This window comes from Streptomyces cavernicola, from assembly GCF_029968035.1.
Taxonomy (GTDB): Bacteria; Actinomycetota; Actinomycetes; order Streptomycetales; family Streptomycetaceae; genus Streptomyces; species Streptomyces cavernicola.
Genome location: NZ_JASCIQ010000026.1, coordinates 1 through 21,605, shown reverse-complemented (window position 1 = coordinate 21,605; position 21,605 = coordinate 1). Strand labels below are relative to the sequence as shown.

Below are 21,605 nucleotides of genomic sequence, written 5' to 3'. Positions count from 1 at the left end.
CGTGCTCATCCTCGTTCCTCCACACTTCGGATCACGCGGCTTCGCCCCCGGAACTCCGCGATGACTTCCTCGCCCCGCCGGACGCTGACGTCGTAGATTCCGCTCCGGCCGTAGGTGGTGCGCTCCTCGGCCGTCGCCACCAGTACGTCGCCATCGGCCACGGGCGCGACGAACGTGATGTCCGCACCGGCCGCCACCGTCACCGGGCCGTGGCTGTTGCACGCGCAGGCGAAGGCCGTGTCGGCGAGCAGGAAGACATAGCCGCCGTGGGCGATGCCGTGCCCGTTGACCATGTTCTTCCGCACCGTCATCCGGAGCACCGCCGCGCCCTCGCCCGCTTCGAGCAGCTCGATGCCGAGCCGCTGCGAGGCCTGGTCGGCGGCGAACATCTCCTGCGCGGGGCCGGTCTCCTGCACGGGGCGGGTGTCCTGCGCAGGGCGGGTGTGCTTCGCGGGGCCGGTGTCCCGCACCGTCCGGGTCGGCTCAGGGCCGGTCTCCCGTGGCGCAGGGGACAGCCCCGGCCCGCCCTCCACCTGACCGGAATCAGAGATTTCCACAGGGAATCGACCACCCTTGCTGCCCGACCGAACATTCGGTTAGCGTTACGACGCGATCAAACAATCAGCATCCGAAGTGCCTGTCAAGAGGTGGAATGTCTTGTCCGAGACCCCCAGCGAGCGCACCGACTTCTTCGCCCGCCACCAGGACCTGCTGAAGCAGGCGGTCGCCGCCGCGAGCGAGCGCGACCACTGGTCGGCGTATGCGGAGTCCCCGAGCCCCAAGGTCTACGGCGCCGAGGCGGCACCCGCGGGCGAGGCCGCCTTCCGCGCCCTGCTCGACGCCGCCTTCGAGCTCCCCGGCCACCCCCGGAGCGGGACGGTCTCGCCGGGCGAGCAGTCCCCGTACGGCTTCCCGCTGGGCGTCGCATACCCGCAGGTCACGCCCGAGGAGGCGGTGACCGCGGCCAAGGCGGCCGCCCCTGCCTGGCGGGCGGCGGGTGCGGACGAGCGCGCGGGCGTCGCCGCCGAGATCCTCGCGCGGCTCAACGCCGCGAGCTTCGAGATCGCGCACGCCGTGCACCACACCACCGGCCAGCCCTTCGTGATGGCCTTCCAGGCCGGCGGGCCGCATGCGCAGGACCGCGGCCTGGAGGCGGTGGCGTACGCCTGGGCCGAGCAGAAGAAGCTCCCGGCGACCGCCCGCTGGACCAAGCCGCAGCGCAAGGGCGACGCGCTGGTGATGGAGAAGACCTTCACCCCGGTCGGCCGTGGCATCAACCTGCTCGTGGCCTGCAACACCTTCCCCACCTGGAACGGCTACCCAGGCCTGTTCGCCGGCCTGGTCACCGGCAACCCGGTCGTCGTCAAGCCGCATCCGGGCGCCGTGCTGCCGCTCGCCGTCACCGTGCGCATCGCGCGCGAGGTGCTCGCCGAGGCGGGCTTCGACCCGGACGTGGTGCTCCTCGCCACCGAGGGCCCCGGGCAGCGCACCGCCGCCGAGCTCGCCCTGCACCCGGACGTCCGGGTCGTGGACTTCACCGGCTCCAAGGAGTTCGGCAACTGGCTGGAGGACAACGCCCGCCAGGCCGTGGTCTACACGGAGAAGGCCGGCCTGAACACCGTCGTCCTCGACTCCACCGACGACTACAAGGGCCTGCTGCGCAACCTCGCCTTCTCGCTGTCCCTGTACAGCGGCCAGATGTGCACCACCCCGCAGAACCTCCTGATCCCCCGGGACGGGATCACCACGGACCAAGGCCCGCGTACGGCAGCCGAGTTCGCCGAGGATCTCGCGGGCGCCCTCGACAAGCTGCTCGGCGATCCGGAGCGGGCCGCGGGCACACTCGGCGCGATCGTCAGCGCCTCGGTGAACGAGCGGCTCGACGCGGCGGCAGGCCTGGGCAAGCCCGTCCACGCCTCGCAGACCCTGCAGCACCCGCAGTACGAGGGCGCCACGATGCGTACGCCGCAGGTCGCGCTGCTCGACGCGGCGGACGCGGACGACCGGGAGACCTTCACCCGGGAGTGGTTCGGCCCGATCTCCTTCGTGATCGCCACCGACTCCACCGCGCACAGCCTGCGCCTCCTCACCGAGACGGTCCGTGCCCACGGCGCGCTGACCGCGACCGTGCACGCCACCGGCGAGGACGTCCTCGCGGCCGCCCGGTCCGCCGCCCTGGAGGCGGGCGTGCACCTCTCGGAGAACCTGTGCGGAGCGGTGTTCCCCAACCAGACCGCCGCGTTCAGCGACTTCCACGGCAGCGCCGCCAACCCGGCCGCCTCCGCGACGCTCACCGACTCGGCGTTCATCACCGGCCGCTTCGACGTCCTGCAGTCGCGCCGCCACATCGCGGCACCCACCACGCCTGCCACGCCTGCCGAGCGTGCCGGTTCTGCCGCGACCGAGGGGAACTCCCGTGCCTGACAAGGTTCTTGACGAGGTCTATCTGGTCGACGGCGCCCGCACCCCCCAGGGCCGGTACGGCGGCGCGCTGGCCTCCGTACGCCCGGACGACCTGGCCGCGCTGGTGGTCGGCGAGGCCGTGCGCCGCAGCGGCGCCCCGGCGGAGGCGATCGACGAGGTCATATTGGGCGCGGCCAACCAGGCCGGCGAGGACAACCGGGACGTGGCGCGGATGGCCGTGCTGCTCGCCGGACTCCCGGACTCGGTGCCCGGCTACACCGTCAACCGGCTCTGCGCCTCCGGCCTGACCGCGGTCGCCTCCGCCGCGCAGGCCATCCGCGGCGGCGAGGCCGAGCTGGTGGTGGCGGGCGGCGTGGAGTCGATGACCCGCGCCCCCTGGGTGATGGCCAAGCCCGGCACCCCGTGGGCCAAGCCGGGCGAGGTGCACGACACGTCCCTCGGCTGGCGCTTCACCAACCCGCGCTTCGCCGCGGCCGACCGCGAGGTGACCGGCGCCGGCCCGGAGACCGCCAAGACCACGCTCTCGATGGGCGAGACCGCCGAGGAGGTCGCCGCCCTGGACGGCATCACCCGCGCGGAGTCCGACGCCTTCGCGCTCCGCAGCCACCAGCGCGCCGTAGCCGCCCAGCAGGCCGGGCACTTCGACCGGGAGATCGTGCCGGTGCCCGTCAAGGACGGCGAGGTGACCCGCGACGAGGGCCCGCGCCCCGGCACCACGCTGGACAAGCTCGGCACGCTGCGCACGATCTTCCGCAAGGACGGCATCGTCACCGCCGGCTCCTCCTCCCCGCTGTCCGACGGCGCTGCCGCACTGGTCGTGGCGAGCGCGGCAGCCATCGAGCGGTACGGGCTGACGCCCCGGGCCCGCGTGGTCACCTCCGCCTCAGCCGGCCTCCAGCCCAACCTCATGGGCCTCGGCCCCGTCCCGGCCACGGAGAAGGCGCTGGCCCGCGCCGGCTGGAAGGCCGCCGACCTGGACGCCGTCGAGCTGAACGAGGCCTTCGCCGCCCAGGCGCTCGCGGTCACCCGCCGCCTCGGCCTGGACGAGGCGAGGGTCAACGCGGACGGTGGCGCCATCGCACTCGGCCACCCGCTCGGCTGCTCCGGCGCCCGCATCCTGCTCACCCTCCTCGGCCGCCTGGAGCGCGAGGACGCCCGCAGGGGCCTGGCCACGCTCTGCGTCGGAGTCGGCCAGGGCGTCGCGATGCTGGTGGAGCGGGTATGAGCGGCGTGCAGAGCACAGGCGGAGCGGAGGCTCCCCACCTGCAGGAGTACGAGACGCTGCTGGTCGAGGAGCGCGCCGACCGGGTCGTGGTGACCCTGCACCGACCCGAGGCCCGCAACGCCATCAGCGGGCGGATGATCGACGAACTGCACGCGGTGTGCGAGGAGTTGGAGCGCAACCCCAGACTGCTGCTGCTCACCGGGCACGGCGGGGTCTTCGCGGGCGGCGCCGACATAGCCGAGCTCCTCGCGCGCGGCCGGGACGACGCCCTGCGGGGCATCAACAGCCGGCTGTTCGAGCGGGTGCGGCGGCTGCCCATGCCGACCGTCGCCGCGGTCGACGGCTGGGCGCTGGGCGGCGGCGCCGAGCTGTCGTACGCCTGCGACATCCGGGTCGCCGGGCCCGACGCGGTCTTCGGCAACCCGGAGCCGGGCCTGGGCATCCTCGCCGCGGCCGGCGCCTCCTGGCGGCTGCCGGAGCTGGTCGGCGAGTCGGTGGCCAAGCAGGTGCTGCTCGCCGGGCGCACGCTCGACGCGGCTGCGGCGCTCGCCACGGGCCTGGTCATGGACGTGGTGCCGGCGGACGAACTGACCGAGCGCGCCCATGCGTTGCTCGACCGGATGGCGCGCTCCTCGGCGACCGCGCTGCGGCTGACCAAGCTCGTGGTCGACGCCCCCGGCGCGCACCCGGTGGCCGACGACCTCGCGCAGGCCGTGCTGTTCGAGGGCCAGGACAAGAGGGAGCGGATGACGCGCTTCCTGAGCAAGCGGGGCGGCGTCGAGAGCGCCGACAGCGCCGAGAACCGGCGGGGCCCCGCGGAGGAGGCGAGCCGCTCATGAGCCCCCAGGAGAACAGGACCGCCCCGGGTTCCGTCACCGAGTCCGCCCCCGAGTCCGTCGCGGTGATCGGCGGCGGCCGGATGGGCGCGGGCATCGCGCAGTCCTTCGCCGCCGTCGGCTCGCAGGTCACCGTCGTCGAGAGCGGGGCCGAAGCCGCGGCGGCCGCCCTGGCGCGCGTGACCCAGGGCCTGGCGCGGGCGGCCGAGCGCGGCAAGCTGACGGAGCCCACCGAGGCCGTCCTCGCCAGAGTCGCCACGGTCGCGTCCGCCCAGCAACTGCCCGCCGGGGTCCGGCTCGTCGTCGAGGCCGTCCCCGAGGACGCCGCCCTCAAGGCCCGGCTGCTCGCCGCCGCCGAGCAGGCCGTCGCCGAAGACACCGTCCTCGCCACCAACACCAGTTCGCTGTCGGTCGCGGAGCTGAGCACCGCGCTCCGGCTCCCCGGCCGCTTCCTGGGCATGCACTTCTTCAACCCCGTGCCCGCCTCCGCGCTCGTCGAGCTGATCGTCGCGCCCGACACCTCCGAGACGACTCTGCGGTCCGCCCTCGCCTGGACCCGCGCCCTGGGCAAGACGGACGTCGTCGTCAAGGACTCCCCCGGCTTCGCGAGCAGCCGCCTCGGCCTCGCACTCGGCCTGGAGGCGATCCGCATGGTCGAGGAGGGCGTCGCCGAGCCGACCGCGATCGACTCCGCGATGAGCCTGGGCTACAAGCACCCGATGGGCCCGCTGCGCCTGACCGACCTGGTCGGCCTCGACGTACGCCTGGCCATCGCGGAGTACCTGCACGCGACCCTCGGCGAGCGCTTCGCCCCGCCCGCGCTGCTGCGCGAGAAGGTCGCCCGCGGCGAGCTGGGCCGCAAGAGCGGCAGGGGCTTCTACGCATGGGACTGACCGAGGCCCCACGCCTCTGGCCGTAGAACAGGCACCGTCGAAAACCGATTCCTGTCCCCTCTTGCCACAAGCACCGAAGTACACGACACTGAAGACCGAACGAACGGTCGGTTGGGAAGGGTGTCCATGTCAAGCTCTGCATCCCCGTCTCCGGACGGCGCCGCCGAACGCCCCCAGGAGCGCCTCCACCCCCAGGAGCACACACACCTCCAGGAGCACTTCGACCGCACCATCGCCAAGGACCAGCGGATCGAGCCGCGCGACTGGATGCCGGAGGGATACCGCAAGACGCTGGTCCGCCAGATCGCGCAGCACGCCCACTCGGAGATCATCGGCATGCAGCCGGAGGGCGACTGGATCACGCGCGCGCCGTCGCTGCGCCGCAAGGCGATCCTGTTCGCGAAGGTGCAGGACGAGGCGGGGCACGGCCTGTATCTCTACTCCGCGGCCGAGACCCTGGGCGCCGACCGTCAGGACCTGACCGAGCGCCTCATCGAGGGCCGCCAGAAGTACTCCTCGATCTTCAACTACCCGACCCCCACCTTCGCCGACGTGGGAGTCATCGGCTGGTTCGTCGACGGCGCGGCGATCTGCAACCAGGTGCCCCTGTGCCGCAGTTCGTACGGGCCGTACGCGCGGGCCATGGTGCGGGTCTGCAAGGAGGAGTCCTTCCACCAGCGCCAGGGTTACGAGCTGCTCATGACGATGATGCGCGGCACCGAGGAGCAGCGGGCCATGGTGCAGGACGCGGTCGACCGCTGGTGGTGGCCCTCCCTGATGATGTTCGGCCCGCCGGACGAGGACTCCCCCAACTCCGCCCAGTCGATGGCCTGGCGCATCAAGCGGCACTCCAACGACGAGCTGCGCCAGAAGTTCGTCGACATGACCGTGCCGCAGGCCGAGAAGCTGGGCGTCACACTCCCCGACCCCGAACTGCGGTGGAACGAGGAGCGCGGCCAACACGACTTCGGCCGGCCCGACTTCACCGAGCTGATGCGCGTCATCAAGGGCGACGGGCCGTGCAACGCCGAGCGGGTCGGCCGGCGCCGCACGGCGCACGAAGAGGGCGCCTGGGTGCGCGAAGCAGCGGCGGCGCATGCGGCCAAGCAGGCCCGCCGGGAAGAGAAGGAGCACGCCGCATGAGCGGGACGAACGGCCAGTGGCCGCTGTACGAGATCTTCGTGCGCAGCAAGCGCGGACTCAACCACGTCCACGTCGGCTCGCTGCGCGCCGCCGACGACCGGATGGCGCTCACCCACGCCCGCGATCTCTACACCCGCCGCAACGAGGGCGTCAGCGTCTGGGCGGTCCGCAGCGACGACATAGCCGCCTCCACGCCCGACGAGAAGGACCCCTTCTTCGAGCCCAGCGGCGACAAGGTCTACCGGCACCCGACGTTCTACGACATCCCCGCGGACGTCCCGCACATCTAGCCGGACCAGGAGCAGACATGAGCGACGATCACATACACCTGTCCCTGGCCGAGGCCGGGGGCGCGGACGGCGATGCGCGCTGGGCGTTCGGCACCGGCTTCGCCGACCCGCTGCACGGTGTGGCGACCGCCCTCCCCGAGGGTGTCGACGGCCGAGCACTCGCCGCCTGCTGCACGGCACTCGGCGATGACGCCCTGGTCGCCGCGCAACGCCTCGCTCAGTGGTGCACCCGCGCCCCTGAGCTGGAGGAGGAGGTCGCGCTCGCCAACATCGGCCTCGACCTGCTCGGCCAGGCCCGCCTCCTCTACGCCCGAGCCGGCCAGGCCGACGGCACCGGCCGCGGCGAGGACGCGTACGCCTACTTCCGGGACGCTGAGGCGTTCCGCAACGTCCGCCTGGTCGAACTCCCGGGCGGGGACTTCGCGTTCTGCGTCGGCCGCATCCTGGTCCAGTCCGCCTGGCGGCTCGCCCTCTTCGAGAAGCTGGCCGGCTGCGCGGACCCGGTCCTCGCCGCGGTCGCCGCGAAGGGCGTCAAGGAGCTTGCGTACCACCGGCAGTACGCGGCCGAGTGGGTGGTCCGGCTCGGCGACGGCACCGAGGAGTCGCACCGCCGCATGCAGGCCGCCTGGGATCAACTGACGCCCTGGCTCGCGGAGTTGTACGAGGACGAGGTCGCGGAGGGCTTCGGCGTCTCGGCGCGGTCGGTGGCCGAGGCGACGCGTGCGGTGCTTGCGCAGGTGGCCGAGGCGGCCGGTCTCACCGACGCGCAGGCGGCCCCGGTTCCCGGCTCGGGCCGCGCGGGCGACCGCACGGAACACCTGGAGCCGCTCCTCGCCGAACTCCAGGTCGTGGCCCGCGCACACCCGGAAGGCACGTGGTGACGATGACGGCGACGACGACGCGTCCCACGACGACGCCCGCGACGACCGCGCGTCCGACCCGCCCTCTGAGCACAGCCGAGCAGGTCGCCGCGGAGGTCGTAGACCCTGAACTGCCCATGCTCACGCTCCTGGAACTGGGCGTGCTGCGCGCCGTGGAGACCCACGCGAACGGCTCGGTGACCGCCACCCTCACGCCCACGTACTCCGGCTGCCCCGCGATGGCGGAGATGCGGGCCGACCTGGCGGCGCGCCTGGAGTCGGCCGGGTTCGCCGACGTCCGGATAGAGACGGTCCTCGACCCGCCGTGGACGACGGACTGGATCTCCGCGGAGGGCCGCCGCAAGCTCACCGAGCACGGCATCGCCCCGCCCGGCCCGGCCCCCCGGCACCGCGGCGGAGGCCCGCTGCCCCTGATCCTCTCGCCCACCCGGCGCGTCGTGCCCTGCCCCTACTGCGGCTCGGACGACACCGAGGAGACCTCCCGCTTCGGCGCCACTTCTTGCCGGGCCCTGCGCCGCTGCCGCAGCTGCCTGGAACCGTACGAGCAGGTCAAGGAGATCTGATGACCGCCCTCACCAGCGCAGCCGCCCACAGCGCCGCCCAGACTCCGGGAGCGACGGGATCGGCAGGAGCGGCAGGCCGAAGCCGCCGCCGCCCGGTGTTCCACACCCTGCGGATCGCCGCGGTCGAGCCGCTGACGGAGGACTCCGCCGCGGTCACCTTCGACATCCCGGCCGAGCTGGCCGAGGAGTTCGCGCACCGCCCCGGCCAGTCCCTGACGCTGCGCCGCGAGATCGAGGGCCGCGACGAGCGCCGCTCGTACTCCATCTGCTCGCCGGTGGGCAGCGACCCGCGGATCGGCGTACGCGTCGTGCCCGGCGGCCTCTTCTCCTCCTGGCTGGTCAACGACGTGCGCCCCGGGGACGAGGTCCAAGTCCTCACCCCCACCGGCCTGTTCACCCCGGACCTCGGCGAAGGGGGCCATCACGTCCTGATCGCCGCCGGCTCCGGCGTCACCCCGATGCTGTCGATCGCCGCGTCACTCCTGGCCGCCGACGACCGCTCCCGCGTGACCCTGTTCTACGGAAACCGGCGCAGCAACACGGTGATGTTCGCCGACGAACTGGCCGACCTCAAGGACCAGTTCCCGTCCCGCTTCCAACTCGGACACATCCTGTCCCGCGAGCCACGCGAGGCCGAGATGCTCTCCGGCCGCCTGGACGCCGACCGCCTCGCCGCCCTCATCGGCTCGCTGATCGACGTCGACGACGCCGACCACTGGTGGCTGTGCGGCCCGCACGGCATGGTCCGCGACGCGCAGACCGTCCTCGACAGCCTCGGCGTCCCCGAGGACCGCGTCCACCAGGAGCTCTTCTTCGCGGACGACGAACCGGTACGAGAGGTCCAGCACGCAGAGACCCCCGCGGAGGGCCCCGTCAGCGAGGTGACCATCAGCCTCGACGGCCGCACGACCACCACCCCCCTCCCCCGCGACCGCAGCATCCTGGAGGGCGCCCAACAGGCCCGCCCCGACGTCCCGTTCGCCTGCAAGGGCGGCGTCTGCGGCACGTGCCGCGCCCTGGTCTGCGACGGCGAGGCCGAGATGCGCCGCAACTTCGCCCTCGAACAGTCCGAGGTCGACGCGGGCTATGTCCTCACCTGCCAGACCTTCGCCGTCTCCGACTCCCTGACCGTCGACTTCGACAGCTGACCCCACGAGCAGCAGAGAACCCCAGGTCACGATCAACATGACCTGGGGTTCCAGCGGAGCCACCTTCGGGATTCGAGCCCGGGACCTCCATTACGGGGGCCTGCGTGATCAGCGGTCGAATGCATCGATGTGCTGCAGCCACACCCCTGCACTGAGCGAAACCTCAAAGGTCAGGGAATCCCTCGTCGTTTCGCGGATCGGACAGCGCCGCCAGAGCAACAGAAAACCCCAGGTCAGAAACTATCTGACCTGGGGTTCCAACTGAGCCGCCTTCGGGATTCGAACCCGAGACCTACGCATTACGAGTGCGTTGCTCTGGCCATCTGAGCTAAGGCGGCAAGCTGCGGAGATGAGGTCTCTTCCCGCAGGGAGAGGTTCGCATCAGCAGCGGCGTTAAGTCTACAGGGTTAGAAGGGGTGCCCCTGACCACCCCCGCCGACGCCTTCTCGGGCCCCCGGCAGACCGCTCAGCACCTCTTCCCGTCCGCCGGTTCCGTCCCCTCCAGGAGGTAGCGGTTGATCGTCGAGTCCACGCAATCGCTGCCGCGTCCGTACGCGGTGTGGCCGTCGCCGTCGTAGGTGAGGAGGCTGCCGGTGTCCAGCTGGTTGGCGAGGGCCTCGGCCCACTTGTACGGGGTGGCCGGGTCGCGCGTCGTGCCGACCACGACCATCGGGGCGGCGCCCTTGGCGTGGATGGGGTGCGGCTCGCCGGTGGCGCGGACGGGCCAGTACGCGCAGCTCAGGGAGGCCCAGGCGAGGCCCTCGCCGAAGACCGGGGACGCCTTCTCGAACTCCGGCAGGGCCTTCTTCACCTCGTCCGGGGACTTGAAGGCGGGCGGCAGGTCGAGGCAGTTCACGGCGGCGTTGGCGAACATCAGGTTCGCGTACTTCCCGTCGCCGTCCCGCTCGTAGTAGCTGTCGGCGAGGAACAGCAGGCCCGCGCCGTCCTTGTCCTCGATGGCCGTCGCGAGGCCGTCGCGCAGCTGCGGCCAGGCCGCCTCGTCGTACATCGCGGCGATCACGCCGGTCGTGGCGAGGGACTCGCCGAGCTTGCGGCCCATGCCGGTCGGGATCGGCTGCTTGTCCAGGGCGCGGAAGAATTCCTTCAGCCGCTTGCCGGCCGCCTGCGGGCTGTCGGTGCCGAGCGGGCAGTCCTTGCGGCGCACGCAGTCCTCGGCGAAGGACTGGAACGCCGTCTCGAAGCCCGCCGTCTGCTCCAGGTTCATCCGCCGCGCGGGCAGCGACGGGTCCATCGCGCCGTCGAGGACGAGTCGCCCGGTCCGCGAGGGGTAGAGGCTCGCGTACGTCGCGCCCAGGAACGTGCCGTACGAGGCCCCCACGTACTGGAGCTTCTTGTCGCCGAGGACCTCGCGCAGCACGTCCATGTCACGGGCGGCGGCGACCGTGGAGACGTGCGGGAGCACCTTGCCGGACTTCTGCTCGCACCCTTGCGAGAACTTCTTGTACGCCGTGACGAGCAGGTCGGTCTCGGTCTGGTCGTCGGGGGTGGTGTCCGTCTCCGTGTACGCGTCCATCGCCTTGCCGTCGAGGCATACGACGGGCTCGCTGCGGGCCACGCCGCGCGGGTCGACGGCCACCATGTCGTACTGCGCGCGGACCGGCTCCGGGTACCCGATCGCGGCGTACGACTGCAGGTACTCGATCGCCGACCCACCCGGGCCGCCCGGGTTGACCATCAGCGAGCCGAGCCGCTTGCCGGGGCCCGTGGCCTTCTTACGGGCGACGGCCAGCTTGATGTCCCCCTTCTGCGGCTTCTCGTAGTCGAGCGGCGCCTTCATCGACGCGCACTGGAAGCCGGGCACGCCGCAGCCGCGCCAGCTCAACTTCTGGTCGTAGTACGGCTTCAGCTCCTTCGGCGTCTGCGTCGGCAGCGCGAACTCCGGGGAGTTGGACGGCGAGCTCCCGGAATCGGACGAGCAACCCGAGACCAGCAGCGCAGCAGCCACGAGGAGTGAGCCGCCGGTGCGGATGATGCGGAGCCTGGTTCCCATCCGGGGAGCGTATCCGGAGGGTGGTCGACCGCGCACATTCCGTGGCCACCGCCCCTCCGGCACCACACCCCAAAGCGCCACACCTCAAACACCGCGCCCCGAGCACCACGCCTCAGGCGCCGCACCTCAAGCCCCGCGCCCCGAGCGCCCCGCCTCAGGCGCCGCGTCTCAGCGACACCGCCATCGCCTCCACCGCCAGGAGTGGTGCGACGTTGCGGTCAAGTGCCGTGCGGCAGGCGGCGATCGACTCGATGCGGCGCAGCGTCGTCTCCGGCGAGGTGCTCTGCGCGATGCGGTCGAGGGCGTCGCGCACCTCGGTGTTGGCGAGGGCCACCTGGGAGCCCAGCTGGAGTGCGAGGACGTCGCGGTAGAAGCCCGTGAGGTCGATCAGGGCGAGGTCGAGGCTGTCGCGCTGCGTACGCGTTCTGCGGCGCTTCTGCTTGTCCTCCAGCTCCTTCATCACGCCCGCCGTGCCGCGCGGCATGCGGCCGCCCTGTGCCGCGCCGAGCGCCGCCCTCAGCTCCTCGGTCTCCTTGGCGTCGATCTCCTCGGCGACCTGCTTCGCGTCGTCGGCCGCCGCGTCGATCAGCTCCTGCGCCGCCTTCAGGCAGCCACCGATCTCGTCGACGCGCATCGGCAGTTTGAGGACGGCCGCTCTGCGCGCGCGGGCCCGCTCGTCCGTGGCGAGCCGTCGGGCCCGGTCGATATGGCCCTGGGTGGCGCGGGCGGCTGCTGTCGCGGCGGCCGGCTCGACGCCGTCCCGGCGGATCAGGAGGTCGGCGACCGCCTCCACCGAAGGCGTGCGCAGCGTCAGGTGCCGGCAGCGGGAGCGGATCGTGGGCAGCACGTCCTCGAGGGAAGGCGCGCACAGCAGCCACACCGTACGGGCAGCGGGCTCCTCGACCGCCTTCAGGAGGACGTTGCCCGCGCCCTCGGTGAGGCGGTCGGCGTCCTCCAGAACGATGACCTGCCAGCGGCCGCCGGCGGGTGAGAGCTGGGCCCGGCGGACCAGCTCGCGGGTCTCCTTCACACCGATGCTGAGCAGGTCCGTCCGCACGACTTCCACATCCGCGTGCGTACCGATCAACGACGTGTGGCAGCCGTCGCAGAAGCCGCAGCCGGGGGCGCCGCCGAGGGCGCGGTCTGGACTGACGCACTGGAGGGCGGCGGCGAAGGCGCGCGCGGCCGTGGCGCGGCCCGAACCGGGTGGGCCGGTGAACAGCCAGGCGTGCGTCATCTTGGAGGCGTCGGCCACCTCCTCGCCCGTGGCCTGCGCGGTCACCAGGGCGTCGGCGTCCCGGGCGGCGGCGTCGAGCTGCGCCGCGACGCGCTCCTGTCCGACCAGGTCGTCCCATACGGGCATGCCGCCCCTGCCTTTCCTCGTACGTCGACCACTGCCCACGCATCGACCACTGCTCTGCCCTGCGACGTCCATTGTGGAGCAGGGCACTGACAACCGGGCCCGAGGCCGGACGGCCGCCCCGCGAACGGCGAGGGGCGGCAGGCGCACCTACGCACCCACCGCCCCGTCACAAGGGAACGTCAGCCGTCACCGCCGTCCGCGGCGCTTCCCGCCGCGGCCCTCTCCGTCGTCCTCGCGCGGGCCGAGCAGCTCGTCCGCGAGGGTCGGCAGGTCGTCGAGCGGCGTCTCCTCCGCCCAGTCGGGGCGGGGCCGGGAGGCGCGGCGCGGCGGGAGCGCGTCCGGGTCGACCTGCGGGAGCTCGGCGGTGCGCTCGTTGTCCGAGCCGGCGTACGACGAGGTGTGCGCGCCCCCCGACGTGCCCTCTGATCCGGACGGGGCCCCGGGCGCGCTGCCCGGCTGCTCGTCGCGGAAGATGCCGTGCGGCACCCGGTCCGTCGGGTCCTGTGCCGGGCGGGCGTCCCGCACCGGAGGCAGCACCGCCGTCTCGTCGGCCGCGCCCTGTCCGGCGGGCGGCTGCGGCAGAACGGCGGTCTCCTCGGAGTCGGTGCCGCCGGCCACCGGGAGCACCGTGGTCGTGGTCGCGTCGGAGTCGCCGTACGAGGCGGAGTCACCGACAGGGCCGCCCTCGGAACCACCCGTGGACTCGGGCCGGACGACCGGCGTCTGCACGGTCGTCTCGTTGTCGGAATCGGCGTGCGAGCCGTCAGCCCCGGCGGCACCGGATCCGGACCCGGACGGCGCGCCCTGAGCCGAACCGGCCTCGGTCGCGCGGCGGGCCTCCTCCGCGCGGAGCAGCGCTTCCTCGGCCTTGCGCTGCTTCTCCAGGCGGCGCTCCTCGGCCTCGGCGCGCAGCCGGGCCTCCTCCTCGGCCTGCCGGCGGCGGCGCTCCTCCTCGGCGGCGCGGACCTTCTCCTCGGCCTCGCGGCGCTTGCGCTCCTCCTCGGCGAGGCGGCGGGCCTCCTCCGCGCGCTGCCTGGCCTCCTCGGCCTGGCGCTCGGCCTCGCGGCGGCGGGCCTCCTCCAGCTCGCGGCGCTTGCGCTCCTCCTCCTCGGCACGCAGCCTGGCCAGCTGCTCCTGGCGCTCGCGCTCCAGGCGCTCCTCCTCGGCCTTGCGCGCAGCCTCTTCCTCGGCCTTGCGCCTGGCCTCCTCCTCGGCGGCCTTGCGGGCCTCCTCCTGTGCCTTCACCTCGGCGTCGGAGAGCGGCAGCATCTGGTCGAGCCGGTGGCGTACGACCGTGGTGACGGCCTCCGGCTCCTGACCGGCGTCCACCACCAGGTAGCGGCCGGGGTCGGCGGCGGCGAGCGTGAGGAAACCGGAGCGCACGCGCGCGTGGAACTCGGCGGGCTCCGACTCCAGGCGGTCGGGGGCCTCGGTGAACCGCTCCCGCGCGGTCTCCGGCGAGACATCGAGCAGCACCGTCAGATGCGGTACGAGTCCGTCCGTGGCCCAGCGCGAGATCCGGGCGATCTCGGTCGGCGACAGGTCGCGCCCGGCGCCCTGGTACGCGACGGACGAGTCGATGTACCGGTCGGTGATGACGACGGCGCCGCGCTCCAGAGCGGGCCGTACGACGGTGTCGACGTGCTCCGCGCGGTCCGCGGCGTACAGCAGGGCCTCCGCGCGGTGCGAGAGACCGGCGGACGAGACGTCGAGCAGGATCGAGCGGAGGCGCTTGCCTACCGGCGTCGCGCCGGGCTCGCGGGTGAGGACGACCTCGTGGCCCTTGGCCCTGATCCACTCGGCGAGGGCGTCGGCCTGGGTGGACTTGCCCGCGCCGTCGCCGCCTTCGAGGGCGATGAAGAAGCCGGTCGCGGCGGGCGCCTGCACAGGCTCGCCGCCGCGCAGGGCCTCGCTCAGGTCGCGCCGCAGCGGCACCCCGGAACGGTCGTCGGTCTTCGCGAGGACCAGGGCGGCGACGGGCAACAGCAGCGCGCCGGCCAGCATCATCGTGAACGCGGCCCCGCCATGGGCGAAGACGAACTTGCCGCTCTCCAGACGGTGCGGCCCGATCGCCGCGGCGAGCAGCGGAGCGGCGAGCGCGCCGAGCGCGACGAGGACGCGCACGACCGCCTGCAGATGCTCGGTCGTACGGATGCGACGGTGCTCCTCGACCTCCAGGTCGAGGAGGGCGTGCCCGATGTGGGCGGCGACCCCGGCCGCGTACCCGGAGAGCGTGACGATCAGCAGGACCGTGGTGGAGTCGGGGGCAAGCCCGGCCGCGAGCAGGCCGATGCCCGTGACCGCGATGGCCAGCGCGAGCAGCCGACGGCGCGACAGGGCGGGCAGCACCGAGGCCGCAGTGCGGATGCCGACGACCGTGCCGCCGGTCAGACCGACCACGAACAGGCCGAACAGCACCGGCCCGCCATCCAGGTCCACGGCGTGCAGCACGGCCACGGCGACGGCGGCCGAGATCGCGCCGGCGACGGCGGCGCAGGCCAGGACGAGCAGCGGGGCGGCGTTGGTGCGGCCCTTGTCCACGCCGGAGGCGGTCTTCGGGCGGCGCAGCCCCTCCAGCGGCGAACGGGCGCGCGGCGTCTGCACGTCGGGCAGCTCCAGGAAGTACACGACGGAGAGCGAGGCGGCGAAGAGCCCGGCCGCGACGTACGAGGCGAGGGCCGCCTGGTGCAGGCCGAACCAGTCGATCCCGGCGCCGAGCAGGTTGCCGATGAGCGTGACTGTGATCAGCGCGAGCGCGGCGAGCGGCAGCGCGACGAATCCGGTGCGCAGGGAGAGGCGGCGCAGCGCCTCCATGTGGTCGGGCAGCGGCCGCACCGTGGCACCCTCGGGCGGCGGCGCGGGCAGCAGGGCGGGCGCGGCGCTCTCCCGGGACACCGTCCAGAAGCGTTCGGCGACGCCGATGACGAAGCCGCTGACGAGCAGCGCGGCCAGGGCGTTGTCCGGCGTCCAGTCGATCCACAGCGGCGCGACGATCAGCAGCGCGGCGCGCAGGCCGTCGGCCACCATCATCGTCCAGCGGCGGTCGAGCGGCCCGCCCGTCCGTCGCCCGCCACCGCCCTTGTTCGAAGTCGCTGCGCTCCCGCCTGATCCTGAGGTCAGCGAGGTGAGCGGGCCGAGCAGAACCGCGCCGAAGAGCAGCGTGGCGAGGACGCGCACGCCGAAGACCGCCGCGACGGCGAAGGCCGCTCCGCGGTATCCGCTCCCGAACGCGCCTTCCGCGACCGCCGCCTGCAGGGCCAGGACGACGAGGACGAGAAGCGCGAGTGCGTCACCGACACTGCCCACGAGGTGGGCGCTCCACAGCCGCTTGAGCGGCGCGTTTCGCAGGAGTGCGCGGACGGCGCGTTCCCGGGAGTCGGCGACCAGGGCGTCATCGGGGTCGTGGCTCACGACCGTTGGTTGCTCGGCTCGCGTCATCCCGTCAGCCTATCGGGAACGACTGACATCCCGGAGGCCCGGCCGAACATACGGCCGGATGCGATCAAGGCCACACAGCCCCGGAAACGCAGTGCGGGGCGGACCGGAAGAGCCGGTCCGCCCCGCACTGGGCTCGTACGCCCACCGGGGCGCTCGTGGCGTCGCGTCAGTCCTCGGAAGGCACCTTCGCGGACGCCGTCTTCTTCGCCGGGGCCTTCTTCGCGGCGGCGGTCTTGGCCGTGGCCTTCTTCGCCGTCGTCTTCTTGGCGGCCGTCTTGGCGGTCGTCGTCTTCTTGGCCGCCGTCTTCTTCGCGGCGGTCTTCTTCGCCGGGGCCTTCTTGGCGGTCTTCTTCTTCGCCGGGCCCTTGGCGCGCTTCTCGGCGAGCAGCTCGAAGCCGCGCTCCGCGGTGATCTCCTCGACGGAGTCGGCCGCGCGCAGCGTCGCGTTGGTCTCGCCGTCCGTGACGTACGGGCCGAAGCGGCCGTCCTTCACGACCACCGGCTTCCCGCTCACCGGGTCCTCGCCGAGCTCCTTCAGCGGCGGCTTGGCGGCGGCGCGGCCACGCTGCTTCGGCTTGGAGTAGATCTCCAGGGCCTCTTCGAGCGTGATGGAGAAGAGCTGCTCCTCGGTCTCCAGGGAGCGCGAGTCGGTGCCCTTCTTCAGGTACGGGCCGTACCGGCCGTTCTGCGCGGTGATCTCCACGCCCTCGGCGTCCGTGCCCACCACGCGCGGCAGCGACATCAGCCGCAGCGCCTCGTCGAGCGTCACCGTGTCCAGGGACATCGACTTGAACAGCGAGGCCGTGCGCGGCTTGACCGCGTTCTTGCCGGTCTTCGGGGTGCCCTCGGGGAGGATCTCCGTGACGTACGGGCCGTAGCGGCCGTCCTTGGCGACGATCTCGTTGCCGCTCTGCGGATCCTTGCCGAGCGCGAAGTCGCCGCTGGGCTTGGCGAGCAGCTCCTCCGCGTACGCCACCGTCAGCTCGTCCGGAGCAAGGTCGTCCGGAACGTCCGCGCGCTGGTGGTTCTCCTCGCCCTTCTCACCACGCTCGATGTACGGGCCGTACCGCCCGACCCGGAGCAGGATGCCCTCGCCGACGGGGAAGGAGGAGATCTCGCGGGCGTCGATCGCACCGAGGTCGGTGACGAGCTCCTTGAGGCCGCCGAGGTGGTCCCCGTCGCCGTTCCCGGCGTCGGAGGCGGAGCCCGCGGCGTCGCCCTCGCCGAAGTAGAAACGCTTCAGCCACGGCACGGACTGGGCCTCACCGCGCGCGATGCGGTCGAGGTCGTCCTCCATCTTGGCGGTGAAGTCGTAGTCGACGAGCCGCCCGAAGTGCTTCTCCAGGAGGTTGACCACGGCGAAGGACAGGAAGGACGGGACGAGCGCCGTGCCCTTCTTGAACACATAGCCGCGGTCGAGGATCGTGCCGATGATCGACGCGTACGTCGACGGGCGGCCGATCTCGCGCTCTTCGAGCTCCTTGACCAGGCTGGCCTCGGTGTAGCGGGCCGGCGGCTTGGTCGCGTGGCCGTCGACGGACATGTCGTCGGCGGACAGCGCGTCGCCCTCGTTCACCTGCGGCAGCCGGCGCTCGCGGTCGTCCAGCTCGGCGTTCGGGTCGTCCGCGCCCTCGACGTACGCCTTGAGGAAGCCGTGGAAGGTGATGGTCTTGCCGGAGGCGCTGAATTCGGCGTCGCGGCCGTCGGAGGCGGTGCCGCCGATCTTGACGGTGACGGAGTTGCCGGTCGCGTCCTTCATCTGAGAGGCGACGGTCCGCTTCCAGATGAGCTCGTAGAGCCGGAACTGGTCACCGGTCAGACCGGTTTCAGCGGGGGTGCGGAAGCGGTCGCCGGAGGGGCGGATCGCCTCGTGCGCCTCCTGCGCGTTCTTGACCTTGCCGGCGTACGTACGCGGCTTCTCCGGCAGGTAGTCGCTGCCGTAGAGCTGCGTGACCTGCGCACGGGCCGCGGACACGGCGGTGTCCGACAGCGTCGTGGAGTCCGTACGCATATAGGTGATGAAGCCGTTCTCGTACAGCTTCTGCGCGATCTGCATCGTGGCCTTCGCGCCGAAGCCGAGCTTGCGCGACGCCTCCTGCTGCATCGTCGTCGTACGGAACGGGGCGTACGGCGAGCGGCGGTACGGCTTGGACTCGACCGAGCGGACCGCGAACTGCGCGTCCTGCAGGGCGGCAGCGAGCGCGCGGGCGTTCGCCTCGTCCAGGTGCAGGGTGTCGGACTTGAGCTGCCCGACGGAGTTGAAGTCGCGGCCCTGCGCGATGCGCTTGCCGTCGACCGTGGTCAGCCGGGCGACCAGCTGCGAGGGGTCGCTCTTGTCGCCCGCGCGGCCGGTGCCGAAGGTGCCCGTCAGGTCCCAGTACTCGGCGGAGCGGAAGGCGATGCGCTCGCGCTCGCGCTCGACGACGAGGCGGGTGGCGACGGACTGCACACGGCCCGCCGAGAGCCGCGGCATGACTTTCTTCCAGAGGACCGGCGAGACCTCGTAGCCGTAGAGGCGGTCGAGGATGCGGCGGGTCTCCTGGGCGTCGACCATGCGCTTGTTGAGCTCGCGCGGGTTGGCGACGGCGTCCCGGATCGCGTCCTTGGTGATCTCGTGGAAGACCATCCGGTGGACCGGGACCTTGGGCTTGAGGACTTCCTGCAGGTGCCACGCGATGGCTTCGCCCTCGCGGTCCTCATCGGTGGCGAGGAAGAGTTCGTCGGACTCCTTGAGGAGGTCCTTGAGCTTCTTGACCTGCGCCTTCTTGTCGGCGTTGACGACGTAGATCGGCTGGAAGTCGTGCTCGACGTCCACGCCGAGGCGGCGCACCTCGCCGGTGTACTTGTCGGGCACCTCGGCGGCGCCGTTCGGGAGGTCGCGGATGTGCCCGACGCTCGCTTCGACGACATAACCAGGGCCGAGGTAGCCCTTGATCGTCTTCGCCTTGGCAGGCGACTCGACGATGACGAGTCGGCGGCCGCCGTGTGCGGTCTCGCTGGTCGGGGACAACGTTGGCTCTTCTCTCCGGTCGACGCTCGGTGGCTCTGCGGGGGCTCCGCGGTCACGCTCTTGCGGTCCGTACTGCCTCGGACGGGGGCTCGTACCCCTTCATAGGGTGACGCCGTACGCGGTCATACGGTGACGCTGCGGAGTGTGACGGTACAGCCCGCCCCCGTGTCAAACGGGAAAAGCCCGCAACGGCCACTCGAACGGTAACCCGACTACCGGCATTCCTGCCGCCCGGAGTGTCCACCTGCCCTTTCGGCAATATCCGGAATCGTGCCTCCCAGATTCCACCTCGGCGTCACACCCGGACCATCGCGCCGTCACGCCCGGGGCCGCGACCGGCTCACGGTCGAGCGGGGGCCGAACAGGAGCCGAGCAGGGGACGAGCCGTTCACGAGCCCTGCCGGAGAGGTTCCCTCACAGCCGCGAGAAGCACCACACCCCGAGCGCCAGCGCACCCACGCCGACCGTGGTCGTCAGCGCCGCCGATGCGACCGGGCTCACACCCTGCGCCACCGGCGCGCGATGCCGCACCCGCACTGCGGTCCACATCAGCAGCGCCGTTCCGAACAGTGTGAACACCGCTCCCGCGAAGATCGCCGGTCCGCTCTCCATGCCCGTATCCTCCGCCCCGACTGACCAGGGCTCGGACGCTGACACGTCCGGAACACGCCATGCACACGACTGGGCGTCCCGGACGCGAACCCGGCGTGAAGAACCGGACACGGAACGTCCGGATCCGAGGGCTCTCCGCCGCCGGTGGGCGCGCCCGCCTACTCCGGCTGCGGCACCGGGTCCAGGAAGCCCTGCTCCACGAGGAGCCTGATCTGCTGCGGCGTACGGTCCCGCAGCAGCACCGGGTCCTCGCCGACCAGCTGCGCGATGGCGTCCAGGATCCGGCCCGCGCTGAGCGTGCCGTCGCACACCCCGGCGAAGCCCGCGCCCACCGTGTCCACCTGGGTGGCCCGGCGCATGCCGCGGTGGCTGCGCAGCACCACGTGCTCCGGGTCCTCCGCGCCGGGCAGGCCGACCTGCTCCTGCACGACGTCGGCGGCCAGCTTGAAGTACCCCGCGAGCAGCGCCGCGTCGTCCGTGCCCCGCAGGTAGTCCTGGCGCTCGAAGTGCGCCCGGACCTCGTCGCCGAGCGGCTGCTCGACCGGGTGCGGCCACTCCTCGACGGTCACCGAGGGCGTCTCGGCGCCCGTCTTCCTGAGCGTGATCCAGCCGAAGCCGACGGCCTTGGTCTTACGGGCCTCGAACTCGTCGAGCCAGGCCTCGTACCGCGCGGCGTACTCCTCCGGGTCCCGGTGGTGGTCGCCGGCGTCGCGCAGCCACAACTCCGCGTACTGCGTGATGTCCTGCACCTCGCGCTGCACGATCCAGGCGTCGCAGCCGCGGGGCACCCACGAGCGGAGCCGGTCCTGCCAGTCCTCGCCCTCCACGTGCTGCCAGTTGGCGAGGAACTGCGCGTAACCGCCCTCGTTCAGGCGCTCTCCCGCCTCCTGGACGAGCGTCCGGCACAGGTCGTCCCCGCTCATCCCGCCGTCCCGGTAAGTCAGGCGCGCACCGGGGGAGATGACGAACGGCGGGTTGGAGACGATCAGGTCGTACGTGTCGCGCTCGACCGGCCCGAAGAGCGAGCCCTCCTTGAGCTCCGCGGCAGGGGCGCCGGAGAGCGCGAGGGTGAGACGGGTGAAGTCGAGGGCGCGGGGGTTGAGGTCGGTCGCGGTGACCCGCGTCGCGTGCTGCGCGGCGTGCAGGGCCTGGATGCCGGAGCCGGCGCCGAGGTCGAGCGCCGCGGAGACCGGCCTGCGCACGGTGATCCCGGCGAGCGTCGTGGAGGCGCCGCCGACGCCGAGCACCACTCCTTCGTCGCTGCTCCCGATGCCGCCCGCGCTGCCCACCGCGCAGCCGAGGTCCGAGACGATGAACCAGTCCTCGCCGTCCGGCCCGCCGTACGGCCGCACGTCCACGGTGGCCCGCAGCTCGTCGCCGTCCTGGGTCAGCCAGCCGTCGGCGAGGCAGTCCTCGACGGGCAGAACCTTCGCCACGCGCGCGTACGGCACGTTCTGCTGCAGGAGGAAGAGGCGGACGAGCGCCGCCAGCGGTCCGTCCTCCCGCGTGGCTCGCAGCGCGGGCACCGTCTCGCTCCTGGCGAGCGCGGCGTAGGCCGGGGCGCCGAGGAGTTCGAGCAGTCCGTCGGCGGTGAAGTCGGCGTCGAGCAGGGCCTTCCTGAGGCGTTCGGCGACTTCGGGGCGGTCGGTCGTGGGCAGCGTTGTCGTACTCACCCGTCCATTGTCCTCTCCCCGGCCCGCTGCTTCGCGCCCGCCTACGCCGACCGGCTCGCACTGCACACGGGCAACCAAAAGGCCCGGCACGCGTG

General features: G+C 72.4%; 16 protein-coding genes and 1 tRNA gene. 9 read left to right on the top strand and 8 right to left on the bottom strand.

The window, feature by feature from the left end; all coding sequences use genetic code 11:
• Positions 1 to 5 precede the first annotated feature (5 nt).
• Positions 6 to 389, bottom strand: a complete 384-nt coding sequence (gene paaI, locus QIS96_RS23435) for a hydroxyphenylacetyl-CoA thioesterase PaaI (RefSeq protein WP_282544762.1) — start codon at positions 387 to 389, stop codon at positions 6 to 8.
• A gap of 268 nt (positions 390 to 657) precedes the next feature.
• On the opposite strand from paaI, the gene paaN reads away from it, so the two are divergent.
• The 9 genes from paaN (at position 658) to paaE (ending at position 9,403) form a co-directional block, all read left to right on the top strand.
• A complete protein-coding gene (paaN, locus tag QIS96_RS23430) occupies positions 658 to 2,424 on the top strand; it encodes a phenylacetic acid degradation protein PaaN (protein ID WP_282544679.1) in 1,767 nt (588 codons plus the stop codon).
• A complete protein-coding gene (locus tag QIS96_RS23425; RefSeq protein ID WP_282544678.1) occupies positions 2,417 to 3,649 on the top strand; it encodes a thiolase family protein in 1,233 nt (410 codons plus the stop codon). The genes paaN and QIS96_RS23425 overlap by 8 nt, the downstream gene beginning before the upstream one ends.
• Entirely contained in the window at positions 3,646 to 4,488 is an 843-nt protein-coding gene (locus QIS96_RS23420) for an enoyl-CoA hydratase/isomerase family protein (protein ID WP_282544677.1), read from the top strand. Before QIS96_RS23425 ends, QIS96_RS23420 begins: the two co-directional genes overlap by 4 nt.
• Positions 4,485 to 5,378, top strand: a complete 894-nt coding sequence (locus QIS96_RS23415) for a 3-hydroxyacyl-CoA dehydrogenase family protein (protein ID WP_282544676.1) — start codon at positions 4,485 to 4,487, stop codon at positions 5,376 to 5,378. Before QIS96_RS23420 ends, QIS96_RS23415 begins: the two co-directional genes overlap by 4 nt.
• A 126-nt stretch (positions 5,379 to 5,504) precedes the next feature.
• The gene (gene paaA, locus QIS96_RS23410; RefSeq protein ID WP_282544675.1) at positions 5,505 to 6,521 is read left to right on the top strand and encodes a 1,2-phenylacetyl-CoA epoxidase subunit PaaA; all 1,017 of its coding nucleotides are present in this window, start codon (positions 5,505 to 5,507) and stop codon (positions 6,519 to 6,521) included.
• Positions 6,518 to 6,811 (top strand): 1,2-phenylacetyl-CoA epoxidase subunit PaaB, encoded by a 294-nt coding sequence (paaB, locus tag QIS96_RS23405; protein WP_282544674.1) that lies wholly within the window; start codon positions 6,518 to 6,520, stop codon positions 6,809 to 6,811. The genes paaA and paaB overlap by 4 nt, the downstream gene beginning before the upstream one ends.
• Before the next feature lie 17 nt (positions 6,812 to 6,828).
• Entirely contained in the window at positions 6,829 to 7,692 is an 864-nt protein-coding gene (paaC, locus tag QIS96_RS23400; protein ID WP_282544673.1) for a 1,2-phenylacetyl-CoA epoxidase subunit PaaC, read from the top strand.
• Positions 7,693 to 7,694: 2 nt separating this feature from the next.
• Positions 7,695 to 8,255, top strand: coding sequence for a 1,2-phenylacetyl-CoA epoxidase subunit PaaD (gene paaD, locus QIS96_RS23395; protein WP_408907239.1), 561 nt, complete (start codon positions 7,695 to 7,697; stop codon positions 8,253 to 8,255).
• Positions 8,255 to 9,403, top strand: a complete 1,149-nt coding sequence (gene paaE / locus QIS96_RS23390) for a 1,2-phenylacetyl-CoA epoxidase subunit PaaE (protein WP_282544671.1) — start codon at positions 8,255 to 8,257, stop codon at positions 9,401 to 9,403. Before paaD ends, paaE begins: the two co-directional genes overlap by 1 nt.
• Positions 9,404 to 9,667: 264 nt before the next feature.
• On the opposite strand, the gene QIS96_RS23385 is transcribed toward paaE, so the two are convergent.
• The 7 genes from QIS96_RS23385 to QIS96_RS23355 all read right to left on the bottom strand — a co-directional run bounded on the left by QIS96_RS23385 (position 9,668) and on the right by QIS96_RS23355 (position 21,510).
• A tRNA-Thr gene (locus QIS96_RS23385) sits at positions 9,668 to 9,741 on the bottom strand.
• Between the two features lie 128 nt (positions 9,742 to 9,869).
• A complete protein-coding gene (locus tag QIS96_RS23380; RefSeq protein ID WP_282544670.1) occupies positions 9,870 to 11,414 on the bottom strand; it encodes an alpha/beta hydrolase in 1,545 nt (514 codons plus the stop codon).
• A gap of 154 nt (positions 11,415 to 11,568) precedes the next feature.
• Positions 11,569 to 12,777 carry a DNA polymerase III subunit delta' gene (locus tag QIS96_RS23375; RefSeq protein ID WP_282544669.1) on the bottom strand — a complete coding sequence of 403 codons (1,209 nt, stop codon included), beginning with the start codon at positions 12,775 to 12,777 and terminating at the stop codon, positions 11,569 to 11,571.
• 186 nt (positions 12,778 to 12,963) lie between these two features.
• Positions 12,964 to 16,215 (bottom strand): dTMP kinase, encoded by a 3,252-nt coding sequence (gene tmk, locus QIS96_RS23370; RefSeq protein ID WP_282544668.1) that lies wholly within the window; start codon positions 16,213 to 16,215, stop codon positions 12,964 to 12,966.
• A gap of 166 nt (positions 16,216 to 16,381) precedes the next feature.
• On the bottom strand, positions 16,382 to 19,225 hold the full coding sequence (topA, locus tag QIS96_RS23365) for a type I DNA topoisomerase (protein ID WP_282544667.1): 2,844 nt from the start codon (positions 19,223 to 19,225) through the stop codon (positions 16,382 to 16,384).
• Between the two features lie 414 nt (positions 19,226 to 19,639).
• Positions 19,640 to 19,837, bottom strand: a complete 198-nt coding sequence (locus QIS96_RS23360) for a hypothetical protein (protein WP_282544666.1) — start codon at positions 19,835 to 19,837, stop codon at positions 19,640 to 19,642.
• 158 nt (positions 19,838 to 19,995) lie between these two features.
• Entirely contained in the window at positions 19,996 to 21,510 is a 1,515-nt protein-coding gene (locus tag QIS96_RS23355) for a DUF7059 domain-containing protein (RefSeq protein WP_282544665.1), read from the bottom strand.
• Between the last annotated feature and the right edge of the window lie 95 nt (positions 21,511 to 21,605).